A 12,097-nucleotide genomic window follows, 5' to 3' on the forward strand; every position below is an offset into this window, starting at 1 on the left:
GCCGTGCGGCGCGGCGCGAGGGGCGTGCCCGCGGTGCCTCTGCCGCGGGGGCCCCCGCCCCGCCCGCCGGCGAAGCTGCGGGCGGGGCTTCTTCGGCGCCGCTGACTTGCGGCGGCGCGAGGCAGTAGCGGAGATGCCACCTCTCCGCTAAGCCGTACAGGCGGGCGCGGTAAGCCGCCGGGCCGTAGACGGCCTCGATGCGTTCCCGCGCCAGGCTGCCAATGGCAGCCGCCATGGCCGGAGCAGCCAGCAGCAGGTTCACCCGCTCGGCCAGCGCACCGATGTTGGCCGCAGGCACAAGCAGCTCACCGCAGCCTGCAGCGTTCAGAATCTCCCGCAAGCCGCCGGAATCATAAGCGACTACCGGCTTACCGAAGGCATAGCCTTCCAGTGCCGTCATGCCGAAGCCTTCACGGATCAGGCTGGGAACGACCAGCAGATCCATGGCGCAGTAGGCTGCGGGCAGACATTCTTCATATCCGACAAATCTGAACCGGGAGGTTAACCCCTCCAGCTTCACTTTGCGGACACAGCGTTCATAATAGCTTTTGTCTCCGGGGGAACCCACTACAATGTAGCGGGCTGCCGGATGCTGCTCATGCACAAGGACAGCCATTTTGACGAAATGCTCCAGACCTTTTTCTTTATTAATGAAGGAAGAGACATAACCGATCAGCGGTTCCTCCGGCGCTACCTTCAATTCACTCCGCCGTTCTCCCCGGAGCTTGCTCCAGGCTTCAAACATCATTTCCGTTTCATTCCAGGACGGGGGGAGCTGGGTCACCTTGCCTTCACGGATATCCTCGGGGAAGCAAGCCGCAGCCGTCTGCGAGATGGCCAGTATCTCATCGCTGTTGTTATGGATCAGCTCCACGCTGATCGGAGTGTATTCGTTATCCGTAATGGTCTCGGAGATCTTCCACACCACCGGAATGCCCAGTGATTTCGCTGCCATCGGCGGCAGAGCATGCACACAGGTACTGGAAATAATGAACGACGGGCGCACACCCGCAAGCCAGTCACTCAGCTCCTGGTACTCACGGCTCTCCTGAAGCTTGCGGATGTCTGCCGGAAGGCCTGCGTATGGAGTGTACATTCCATAGACAAGCGGAATAGATAACAGCTGGACATTGATTCCGTAGCTCCGAGCCAGGCGCGTCAGCTTCCCGTCCTGCGGGGCTACGAGAATACAATTAAAGTAAGGAGACAGCTCCCGGCTGAAGAACAACAGCAGCTTCTCCGCACCCGTAATACTGCGTGTATTGGAAACATGGGAAAAGAGGACGATTGTAGCTTTGTCGGCCATGGTGTCTCGGCGCTCCCCCGCGAGGGGCTGTGGAGCAGCCATTCACCTCCCTAAAAGTTTTACGAAGCTTAGCATCAAGGCAATTTCATCGCAGTAAAACTCGCTTCGAAAGCATAAACTTAAGTTTTACGAAGCATTCACTTCAGAGCATCTTCATCGCAGTAAAACTCGCTTCGGAAGCATAAACTTAAGTTTTACGAAGCATTCACTGCAGAGCATTTCTTCGTGTAAAACTCGCTCCGGAAGCATCATCTTAAGTTTTACGAGCATGCGCTAAGTTTTACTTTCTTTCATCCGGTGGATATCCGCCGCAGGCAGGCTAACATCATAACCCGGTACTCCATCCAGTATATTGAGGGGGCACAGATGCCGGCACGACACCTGTCCCCGGTGATACGCACATTTTTGAAGCGTTCTGCGGAGTGTTTAGCCGTAAATAACCGTCAGCAGCTGATTCAGGCGTTTGGTGTAGGTGTGATCCTTCAGGGTCCGTTCAAAAGCGCGCAGTGCCATATCCCGGCGTTCCTCCTCATGCGTCAGGTAGAAACGGATTTTATCCATCATTTCCTGCGGACTTGAAAAGGTGTCAATCTCTTCCCCGACCTTATAGAAGGAACCCATATCATCCCGGGCGTCACTGAGCTGCAGCGTGCCGCTGGCGGCGATTTCGAAGGTGCGGGGGTTCGGCGATGCGGCCGGAATATACAGCGTATTGTTATTGGCTACCTCATCAATGTGGGAGCGGTGCAGGTTGATGACAATCTTCGAACCGCTGTAGGTGACTGCCGTTTCCTGCGGAGACATCCATTTACCGATCTCAATCCGGTCACCATAGATAGGCGCTTCCGGCAGACGGTCCCACCAGATTCCGTTAATCACCGTGTTGTAGCTCATTAGCTCCGGCATGATATCGCGGAAGAAATTGATCCGGTTCCAGTAAGCAGACCCGATGAAGCTGACATCGCGGCTGACCGGCGAACGTCCGGTAGTCGGGCGGTAATGCTCGCGGTGGGCGGCAAAAGGCAGATAATGAACTTCAGTGCACCCGAGGCCGCGGTAGAACTCCACGCAATTACGCTCCAGAGTGAATACATAGTCATAGTGGGCGACGATTTTCATGGTGAAATCCGTATAGTACGGATCATCTGTGAGCCATATCGCAGTCTTAATGCCTCTGCCGCGCAGAACGGCGACCTGATCCAGCGGTAAATCCAGACCGTCCAGGACCAGGACCAGATCCGGACGCTGGGCCGAAGCCAGCTCCACCAGATTCTGGCGCACATCCGTAATGGTTACCTGCGCGGTCAGTCTTTGCAGGGCGAAGAGTACCGCATCATCAAGCGGAGAATACGGATACCCTTTGCCTGAAGCCACATACATGACATGGATATTGCGTACGGGAAGCGGTTCTTCCGGCCGGCCATCCAGAATCGCCAGGCGTCCGCGCAGGTACCCTTCATCGTATCCGACCTTGAAGCCGGTCAGGCGGCCACTCAGTTTCTGCTCTTCCGCAGGGGTCCGCGGCAGAGGCGGCGCAGGCATTATAAATTGATTATTCATGTTTATTCGCTCCTTCTATCCCATAATGGATTTCACCCTTGTGCAGCAAGAACTCCCAGCAAATGAGGCAATCGCGCGGTAAACGTGTGGTGGCGCAGTGTCGTCTGCAGTCCCCGCAGCGCATACTTGCGGCGCTCCTGCTCATGCTTCAGGTAATAGTCAATTTTGCGTTTCAGCTCGTCGGCAGAGGCAAAGGTCTCCAGGTCATGACCCGGACGGTAGTGGCTGCCCAGGTCCTCGCGGATATCGGTCAGCTGCATCGTTCCGCAGGCACTGATCTCATAGGTCCGGGGATTAATGGAGAGAGACGGCAGCTGGAAGGTATTCCGGTTGTCCTGCCCGCCTTCCCACGGACGGTGAATATTAATGACAAGCTTGGCACCGCTGTAATAGTTGGCCGTTTCCTCGGGAGGGATGAAGCCGCTTTTGATGAATGGAGACAGCTCTTCGAAGGTGTTCAGCCGTTCCCAGAAGCCGCCGGCGATCAGCACCTTCTTGCCGCGGAGGAACGGGGCCAGCTCATCGAACAGCTCCGTCCGGTTGCGGAAGGCATTGCCGATAAACACAACATCGTATTGATACTGCGGTCCGGTACGGCGCGGGTAGAACATCTGCGGGTTGACGCACAGCGGAAGGTAATGCACCGAAGTCACACCCAGCGAACGGTAGAACTCCACGCAGCCCAGTTCGTGTGTAAACACGTAATCATAGTGCCGGCAAATGACTGATGTGTCCTCGGTAAAATAAGGGTCATCCACAAACCAGATCGCTGCCGGAATACCCAGTTTTCTTATTTCCGTAATTTGTTCCAGATGGTTCTCGGGAAACACATGCAGCCCGTTCATCACTAGCACCGCTCCCGGCGACTCACGCGATGCCACCTCCAGCATGGTTTCCGGAGAACAGATAATTAGCTCACTGACCAGCTGCCGCAGCGCTTCTGTTACTCCCGTGTCTATCGCCTGAAACCCTTGGGGGACATACATCAGCTTAAACGGCCGGCATGCACCCACTACAGGAGAATTCAGACGCTTCACGGCTTCACACAAGCCGAGATGGTACCCTTGCGTGTAACCGTCTCGGTAATCCCGCGGACGCACGTTTCTCTTTTTTGCTTTCACGGCCTTCACCCTGCCCCGTCATATTCTCAAGACAGTGTACTATATGCGGAGTCAGCATCCGCCTCATGGACATCTGTCTGTATTGCGGCGAAATTGGCACATGCCCCCTGTCTTTCGCCCGCATGGCCCGAACCTTTGCAGATTTCATCCACTCCAGTTCCCCGGAAAGCGAGGGGGTAGCGCCGAAGCCTTTAGTCAGGTGCTTTGCGGGCACCCCAAAATTCATATAGAATCGAAGGAACAGTTTTCCATCTATCCGGCTAAGAGGAGGAATTTAAAAATGAGTTCGATGTATGACCCGATGCTCTATCTCCGCCATGTAGACCTGCTTCGTGAACAGGTACCTTCCTTTGATACCTATCCGTTTAACCTGCCGGTGGTGCGGGCATTGGAGCGGATTGCTTTTCAGAAGCAGGTCACATTTCTTGTAGGGGAGAACGGAACAGGGAAATCGACTGTACTGGAGGGAATCGCAGCCGCCTGGGGGTTCAATCCGGAGGGCGGGACGCTGAACTTCTCTTTTAACACCCGAGCCTCGCATTCGAGTCTCTATGAATATCTGCGGATTGCCAAAGGGGTCAAGCGGCCGAAGGACGGCTTCTTCCTGCGTGCGGAGAGTTACTACAATGTGGCTACTTATATCGATGAGCTGGACGAGGACCCGGAGGCTGGGAGATCCATCAAAGACTCCTACGGCGGCAATTCTCTGCATGAGCAGTCCCATGGAGAATCCTTCTTCTCCACTTTCGTCCACCGCTTCGGCGGACAGGGCATCTATATCCTGGACGAGCCGGAGGCGGCCTTGTCCCCCTTGCGGCAGATGTCGCTGCTGGTTCGGATGCATGAGCTGGCAGCACAGAACTCCCAGTTCATCATCGCTACTCACTCCCCGATTCTGATGTCCTATCCGGGTGCGGATATATTCCTGCTGGAGGGAGCGAGCATTACGCCTGTGGCTCTGGAAGATACAGACCACTATACGGTGACGCGGGCCTTCATGACCGACCGGCAGAGAATGCTCCGTGAGCTGCTGGGTGATGATTATGCTTCGGATGCTTCGGACACATAACAGAACAAAATCACCCTAGCAGGTGAATTAGGCTGGAGCTATGCAGCCGGTGCAGCTGATGTAGATTTTAAGCCCATCTCACTTTGCTCTATTCTGACTACTTTTGTTTGGGGCAGCCGCCGGTAAAATCAGGGGCACTTTTGCCCCTCATTCTTGCCTTGGGCCTACGTCCGGCGAAATCAGCAGAGGGATTTATCCCTCTAATTTCCTCATACCGCCCTCTTTCGGCGGAATCAGAGGGATTTATCCCTTTAATTTCCTCCTACCGTCCACTTTCAGCGGAATTAGAGGGATTTATCCCTCTAATTTCCTCCTACCGCCTGCATTCGGCGGAATCAGAGGGATTTATCCCTTTAATTTTCTCCTGCCGCCCACTTTTGGCGGATTCAGGGGCACTTTTGCCCCTCTTTCCCTCCTGCCGCCCACATCCGGCAGATTCAGGGGCACTTTTGCCCCTCTTTCCCGCCTGCCGCCCACATCCGGCGGATTCAGGGGCACTTTTGCCCCTCTTTCCCGCCTGCCGCCCACATCCGGCAGATTCAGGGGCACCTTTGCCCTCTTTCCCGCCCGCCGCCCACTTTCGGCGGATTCAGGGGCACTTTTGCCCCTCTTTCCCTCCTGCCGCCCACTTTTGGCGGAATCAGAGGGATTTATCCCTTTGATTTCCCCATACCGCCTGCATTCGGCGGATTGAGAAGGATTTATCCCTTTGATTTTCTCCTACCACCCACTTTTGGCGGATTCAGGGGCACTTTTGCCCCTCTTTCCCGCCCGCCGCCCACTTTCGGCGGATTCAGGGGCACTTTTGCCCCTCTTTCCTGCCTGCCGCCCACTTTCGGCGGATTCAGGCGCACCTTTGCCCTCTTTCCCGCCTGCCGCCCACATCCGGCATATTCAGGGGCACTTTTGCCCCTCTTTCCTGCCTGCCGCCCACTTTCGGCGGATTCAGGGGCACTTTTGCCCCTCTTTCCCGCCTGCCGCCCACTTTTGGCGGATTCAGGGGCACTTTTGCCCCTCTTTCCTGCCTGCCGTCCACTTTCGGCGGATTCAGGGGCACTTTTGCCCCTCATTCTTGCCTGCCGCCCACTTTCGGCGGATTCAGGGGCACTTTTGCCCCTCTTTCCCGCCTGCCGCCCACATCCGGCGGAAGCAGAGGGATTTATCCTTTGATTTCCCAAGTCTCCAATTTCCGGGGATTCGGTGGGATTGCCTGTACCAGAACCAATTTGTCCTTCAGACGGACCTACTCCAATTTCCAAAGAAACATATCCACAACAGACGAATATCCTACTTTCCTATACAATCAAAAAAGACACTTTAGCGGCACATCTGCCGTTAAAGTGTCTTTTGAATTTACAAAGCTGCTCTTTGATTCTCTAATAAAGCTGGTCGTCCTTCTCTGTATTGCAATCACTGTATTCATTGAGGAGCGCATCCAGCTTTACCGATTGGCGAAGCACCCTTACATCCTGCATCCCGTGTTCCAGGGCTAGTTTGTTCAGTTCCTGCCTTGCCTGTTCAATCTTGTCCTTGTAATCATCATTACCCATAGCGGCCCCCTTGTAGGATGAGGCTGTTCCAAGCCATTTTCCACTCTTTTACTAAAGTTCCAAACACATTGTATTCTATAATCCGTAACGGGTCAATTAGCGGTTTGCCGCGAAAACAGGTTTCAAAAGCATAACGAGTTTATGCACAGCCCAGCCAAACATCGCTACCGCCATCATATCGAAACAGACATTGAACAGGAACAGATGCTTGCCGATATCCGCCCGGCCGTCACCCAGCACCGGAACAAGGAATGAGAATAACCCGATCAGTCCCAGCAGCATCATCAGTTCACCGGCAATCCGCGCCTGCTGCCCCCTGCTGCGGAAATAGTGAGTCATTACAATCGCATAATACACCAGGTAGAATAGAGCCAGAAACCCGAGTGTATGCGGCAGATAATTCTTCTTGAACTGGCTCCAAGTACTATAGGTATAGTCGATAGCCCCCTTGGGCTTATTCATGCTTTTCTCATAGCTTCCAAGATAATAGGGACGGATGGACATGCTGTTCTTCGCTGCATATTTCATATTCTCTACCAGTCGCGAAGGATGTCCCAGATAGAAGAAGAGTACGTCTGTATGAGATACAAGATTATAGAAATCCGCTGTAAGCGAAGGATCATCCTGCTTAATGGCCGTGCCGGCCTGGAAATAATTTGTACCCGCCAGCACTTCCAACCGCTCCGGCAGACCCAGCTCACGCAGATCCCCGCGCACATCCGTCGACTCGTTCAGAATTCCGAAAAATACCGTCTGATAGAGGTTGATATGCTTGAGTTCCTTCGGCGCAGCCACATACATGATTACGGACACGAGCGCCGTTGCCACCGCGAACCGCAGCGCCAGCTTACGCCAGCTGCCTGTTCCATGCAGTGTCCGCAGACGGAGGAAGATCAGCGCAAACGCCAGGCCGACGGGGGCATTCTGAATTTTGGAGCAGATCAGGAACAGGACGGCGATGAAGAAGAGCGTCAGTTCTTTGGGTGTCGGCCGTTCCTGCCCCGTCAGTCTCAGTCCCAGCGCAAAGGTAAGCAGCATGAACACCATCGATACCGGCTCACCGAACAGCGAATTGAAATAGGCCAGATAACCAATGTCATAGAAGACAAACAACAGCGCCGCACCAAGCAGCAGTCCTGTGATATAAGAGCTTTTGGCCCCCAGCTTCACAATCAGCCAAGTCGCGGCAAGCAGCAGCAGCGCATATACGCCGCCCAGCAGGCGGATATCAAAATAACTCCCGTGAACCAGCCCGGCGAGCAGTCTCGGGATCAGCACAAGCAGAATCTGCGAGGATGGATAAAAGCCCGTAAACAGATTTTCATAGGAAAATCTGGAATGACTGAAGCTGAAAAAGCGGTCGGCATAGCTCTCCGCAGCATCATAATAATTCAGTCCGATCGTATTCATCATCCGCAGGAAATCACCATTGTCAGCAACACCAATGAATGGCCTTATAAACAGCAGGTAGATGATCAATATAGAGCCGGCCAGGGTTATGAGATATTCCGATTTTAATAGTCTTTTCATAATTCCTCCTAGCGCTGCGGAAGCAGCTTCACATATTCATCGGACAAGCCCATCAGCTTCAGGATATAGTCATAATCGGTCTGATATTTACTGAAATCCTCAACCGGCTTATACGTATCCAGCGAGATGGCCTCTCCGTCCGCGAAGCTTTTCCCGGGCACGAACATCACCTCATCATTAAAAAAGGAGCCTGTCGGCAAATAATAACGCATCCCTACCACATTGCTCTTAATGTTCAGCAGATCATGCCCAAAAGCGGTAAAGCCTTCGTCCTTCAGCGATACCCCCAGCAGGTTGGCCACAGTAGGAAGCACATCCAGCTGTCCGCCGGTCCGCTCCACGACCTGTCCCTGCTCCATCCCGGGCACATGAATAATCAGCGGAATATTAAACCGGCTGATCCGGTCATCGTACGGAGTTCCAAGCGCTTCCTCCACCTGCTCCGCCGGGACATCCTTCGGCTGCAGGCCGAAATGGTCGCCGTACAGCACCAGCACAGTATCATCCCACATGCCCTGCTGCTTCAACCCGTCAATCAAAGTGCCGACCGCATAATCCGTATAATTCACTGCCGTCAGGTAATCGCCCAGCATTGTGCCCTGCAGATCATCCGGAACCTTAATCTTCTTGAAGCTATCCGGAATCTGGAATGGATGATGGCTGGAGGCCGTTACAAGCTGGGCATAAAAAGGCGTACCCTTCTTCTGCAATGCCGCCAGCTTCTCCACCGCCGTAGCATACAGCTGCTCATCCGAAGCCCCGAAGGCGTTGAAGTGATCATTTTTAAAATACCCTTTATCATAGTAGCCATTGAAGCCAAGCGCCGGGTAGAGCTCATTGCGGTTCCAGAAGCCTACCTTGTTCACATGGAAGGTGTAAGCTTCATACCCCTTATCCCGCAGCAGACGCGGCAGGCCCGGCAGTTCCCGGTCCCCGAAGCCCGTTGACATCGCAAGCGAAGCAATGGGATAAATTGAGGTGTTGCTTATGAACTCCGCATCCGAGGTGTTGCCCGGACCGACCTGCTGGAAGACATGCGGGAAATAAAAGCCCTCTCCGGCCAAGCCGTTCAGCACCGGTGTCAGCTCCTGTCCATCCAGCGACTGGTGCAGCGGGAAATTCTGAAATGCCTCCATTTGGATTACAATTACATTTTTACCCTTTTGTGATCCAAAATATTCCGGCAGTCCCCCTGCGATATCCTTGTATGGATAACCAGCCTCCAGCGCCTCCACCTTGGCAATTGTTTCATTAATATCCCCAGTGCCGATGAGGCCGTTATCCTCCTGGGCTTTGATCGCGGCAACCACCTCATAGTTCAGAAATCCGGCGCTTTCCGCCTGAACCAGCTCATTCGTAATTCCGCGTGCCGAATCAATGGAATAGGCCGACAACGAACCGCCGCCGATAATAGCCACCAGCAGGGCGACCAGATAGACTCTCCGGGCTCTGCGTGAAGACTGACTTCCACGGTGCTGCTGTACGGGACCATTCTTCCATCTGCGGAACAGCGAGTAGATTATCATAATGATCAGATCGGCAAAAAACAGGTAATCAATCAGCTCAATCGTAGATTCTACGCTTTCTTTCACCTGGAACACCTGATTCAGCTCATAGAGCGCCAGATAAGTCGGCACCGAGCCGAAATGGTTGAAGTACACACTGGCCGCGAAGAACAGCAGCGACAACAGACCGTTGAAGCTCCAGAAAACGGTCTTCCTCATCCGCACAGGTGTAATAAGAGCCAGCACCCCCATCATCAGCAGCACCGGGGCAATATCCGCAGCAATCCATTCCCACGCAATCCGGTCAAAAAACAAACCTCTCAGCAGCAGCAGCTTCAGCCAGACCAGTCCGATAACGATATAGAAATGAGCCTGCACCGGCGCATGTTTCATTTCGTTCATAATAATACTTTCCCCTCTTACTCTCTATATTGAAAATCTGTGTAAACTCTATTGCATTTTTCTGTAAAAGTTCAGATTTCTCTAGTATAGCAATACTTGAAATAGTTATCAAAACTGGAGGTTCTATTAAATGTAAAAAACGCCGCCCTGGCGGGGCATGCGTCTTTGTTCAATCTTATGAAAATGATAGATTATTCGGCAGTGGCTGGCGTCTGCTGGATCATGTAAAAAGTGCCGTCCAGATTATACGACCCGGTAATGATTGTTGCTCCGTCCGGACTTTTAAAAGCAATCGATCCTATGCCCGACATCTCTTTGACAAATGTATAATCCTCCAGCCGGATGCCGAACATTTCATCGGCGATGGCAGCAGCCGCAAGCTGAAGCTTGGCCTTATCCATATTCAGCAGATTCGTGTTTGGATCGGCGGAGGTGAATGAATTTTCATCGTAAAGCGCCATGTCTTCTACTTGAATAATATCTTGTGTAGCGTAGTCCATCATAACTGTAGTAGCCCCGCGTTCACTCTCTCCATACGTCAAAACGAGTACATCCCATTTCTGCGCAACAGTGCGCTTGATGGAATAGAGGTGATCGGTGCCCTTTTCCCTTAGCAGCTTAATTGCCTTAAGACCTTCCTGCTTCACTTCCGCACTCACCTCATTCTCACCCATTTTGAAGGTCGAGCTGCGGTAGACGCCGTTCTCGTAATCAATCTGCCCTTCCTCCGCTATGAGACTGTCATCGGTCTGAATGCCCTGTTCATCAGCGTTTGTCCCGTAGTGGACGGAATGGTGAAGCGCAGTAACTGTGAATTCTCCCTTGTAACCAGCTTTCCGCAGCTGATCCATCGCTTCATCAATGAATTTAGAATCGATTTGTTCAGGAGAGAAAAAGGTATCCATGTACGTCCGCACTACCTTGCCAGTCTCTGTTTCAAACCAGATTTTAGCAAAACTATCCCCATCTTTAAATTCTTCCAGGGTTTCTCCTTCTTCCACGAGCGGCTCTAGGCTCACAAAGGGAAGCTTCTTTCCCAGCTGCTCAAGCATTACCTGTTCAGCGGTCGCCCTGAGCCCTTCATCCGTAAGATCAGCCTGGCCCGCAACCGGAGGATCGATTATTCCGGCGCTGCTTACCTGTAACGGATTAAAACCCCCGGGCTGACCGGACCAGCCACTTCCCCAATACACTGCCCCGGCTCCGAACAACAGGAGGATGATGGCGGCGGAGAGTATCCGCAGGCGGATTGCCCTGCGCCGCCGGCCGGATGGCAGCACCTGGTTTAGTGAGGAACCGTCCATTCCAATCTGCCGGGCCACCTTGCCAGCAGCTTCTTCCGTAAATTTCATTTCCGGAAACGGGCCTTTACGGGCCTGCTCATACCACTGCGGCTCCTGCTCACGCTTATCCATTACTCCATCCTCCTTAGTTTGTCCTGGATTTTATGACGTGCGCGGTGCAGCCTCGATTTGACAGTGCCCGGGGATATCCGGATCAGCTCTGCGATTTCCCGGACCGACAGCTCTGCCTTAAGATCAAGCACCAGCACCTCACGCAGCTTATCCGGCAGCTTCATTATCATGCTCCAGATCTCATCCACTTGCCGGTTACCGAGATATTCCATCTCCGCCGAACGGGCAACGACTGCCTGCCCCGCTGCCTCTTCCTGATGCTGAGCCTCAGCGGGTAAAGGCTGCATCCCGCCCCACAGCCCGGAGCGGAAAAACCGCGATTTGCGGTAGGAGAATACCGTATTGCGGGCAATCGTGAACAGCCAGGTTTTGAGCGATGAAAGCCCCCGGTAGGTACCGATCCGGTAATAGCATTTGATGAACACCTCCTGCGTGAGATCATCCGCCTGATCACTGTTTTTGGTCAAGAAATAAATATAATTCCACACATCTTCCCCATAAAGCTTCATTATCTGCCGCAGCTGCTCTTCACTGATAGCCTCCGCCTGCTCCAATCCATCCAGTTCCAATGGGTTCACCTCACTATATTTGACCTCAAGAGTGGAGGGACGGTTCACTTTTTCTAATAAAAATCAACTC

Annotated in this window: 9 protein-coding genes; 1 reads left to right on the plus strand and 8 read right to left on the minus strand. The window is 53.3% G+C overall.

What is annotated here, in order from left to right:
* From GC101_RS17705 to GC101_RS17715, 3 genes are all read right to left on the minus strand, one after another.
* Positions 1-1,306, minus strand: a 1,306-nt coding sequence (locus GC101_RS17705) for a glycosyltransferase (RefSeq protein ID WP_171718317.1), incomplete at its 3' end; no start/stop codon positions are given.
* A gap of 426 nt (positions 1,307-1,732) precedes the next feature.
* A complete protein-coding gene (locus tag GC101_RS17710) occupies positions 1,733-2,866 on the minus strand; it encodes a CgeB family protein (RefSeq protein WP_171718318.1) in 1,134 nt (377 codons plus the stop codon).
* A 32-nt stretch (positions 2,867-2,898) separates the two neighbouring features.
* Entirely contained in the window at positions 2,899-3,996 is a 1,098-nt protein-coding gene (locus tag GC101_RS17715; RefSeq protein ID WP_425497150.1) for a CgeB family protein, read from the minus strand.
* Between the two features lie 280 nt (positions 3,997-4,276).
* Here GC101_RS17715 and GC101_RS17720 point away from each other — a divergent pair, with 280 nt between their 5' ends.
* Positions 4,277-5,056 carry an AAA family ATPase gene (locus tag GC101_RS17720; RefSeq protein WP_171718357.1) on the plus strand — a complete coding sequence of 260 codons (780 nt, stop codon included), beginning with the start codon at positions 4,277-4,279 and terminating at the stop codon, positions 5,054-5,056.
* A 1,376-nt stretch (positions 5,057-6,432) separates the two neighbouring features.
* On the opposite strand, the gene GC101_RS17725 is transcribed toward GC101_RS17720, so the two are convergent.
* The 5 genes from GC101_RS17725 to GC101_RS17745 form a co-directional block, all read right to left on the minus strand.
* Entirely contained in the window at positions 6,433-6,606 is a 174-nt protein-coding gene (locus tag GC101_RS17725) for an aspartyl-phosphate phosphatase Spo0E family protein (protein ID WP_171718320.1), read from the minus strand.
* 96 nt (positions 6,607-6,702) lie between these two features.
* Positions 6,703-8,136, minus strand: coding sequence for a glycan biosynthesis hexose transferase WsfD (gene wsfD, locus GC101_RS17730; RefSeq protein WP_171718321.1), 1,434 nt, complete (start codon positions 8,134-8,136; stop codon positions 6,703-6,705).
* Positions 8,137-8,144: 8 nt separating this feature from the next.
* Positions 8,145-10,043: an LTA synthase family protein gene (locus GC101_RS17735; protein WP_171718322.1), complete on the minus strand. Its 1,899-nt coding sequence runs from the start codon at positions 10,041-10,043 to the stop codon at positions 8,145-8,147.
* A 191-nt stretch (positions 10,044-10,234) separates the two neighbouring features.
* Positions 10,235-11,458, minus strand: coding sequence for a hypothetical protein (locus GC101_RS17740; protein ID WP_171718323.1), 1,224 nt, complete (start codon positions 11,456-11,458; stop codon positions 10,235-10,237).
* The gene (locus GC101_RS17745) at positions 11,458-12,036 is read right to left on the minus strand and encodes an RNA polymerase sigma factor (RefSeq protein WP_343049742.1); all 579 of its coding nucleotides are present in this window, start codon (positions 12,034-12,036) and stop codon (positions 11,458-11,460) included. The genes GC101_RS17740 and GC101_RS17745 overlap by 1 nt, the downstream gene beginning before the upstream one ends.
* Positions 12,037-12,097 lie beyond the last annotated feature (61 nt).

This window comes from Paenibacillus phytohabitans (assembly GCF_013141775.1).
Lineage (GTDB): Bacteria > Bacillota > Bacilli > Paenibacillales > Paenibacillaceae > Paenibacillus_AQ > Paenibacillus_AQ phytohabitans.

What these genes read in the sequence shown, in the direction of transcription:
- GC101_RS17740 (WP_171718323.1), bottom strand. Translation starts at nt 11,458, where the DNA reads ATGGATAAGCGTGAGCAGGAGCCGCAGTGGTATGAGCAGGCCCGTAAA.
- GC101_RS17710 (WP_171718318.1), bottom strand. Translation starts at nt 2,866, where the DNA reads ATGAATAATCAATTTATAATGCCTGCGCCGCCTCTGCCGCGGACCCCT.
- GC101_RS17735 (WP_171718322.1), bottom strand. Translation starts at nt 10,043, where the DNA reads ATGAACGAAATGAAACATGCGCCGGTGCAGGCTCATTTCTATATCGTT.
- GC101_RS17720 (WP_171718357.1), top strand. Translation starts at nt 4,277, where the DNA reads ATGTATGACCCGATGCTCTATCTCCGCCATGTAGACCTGCTTCGTGAA.
- GC101_RS17725 (WP_171718320.1), bottom strand. Translation starts at nt 6,606, where the DNA reads ATGGGTAATGATGATTACAAGGACAAGATTGAACAGGCAAGGCAGGAA.
- wsfD (WP_171718321.1), bottom strand. Translation starts at nt 8,136, where the DNA reads ATGAAAAGACTATTAAAATCGGAATATCTCATAACCCTGGCCGGCTCT.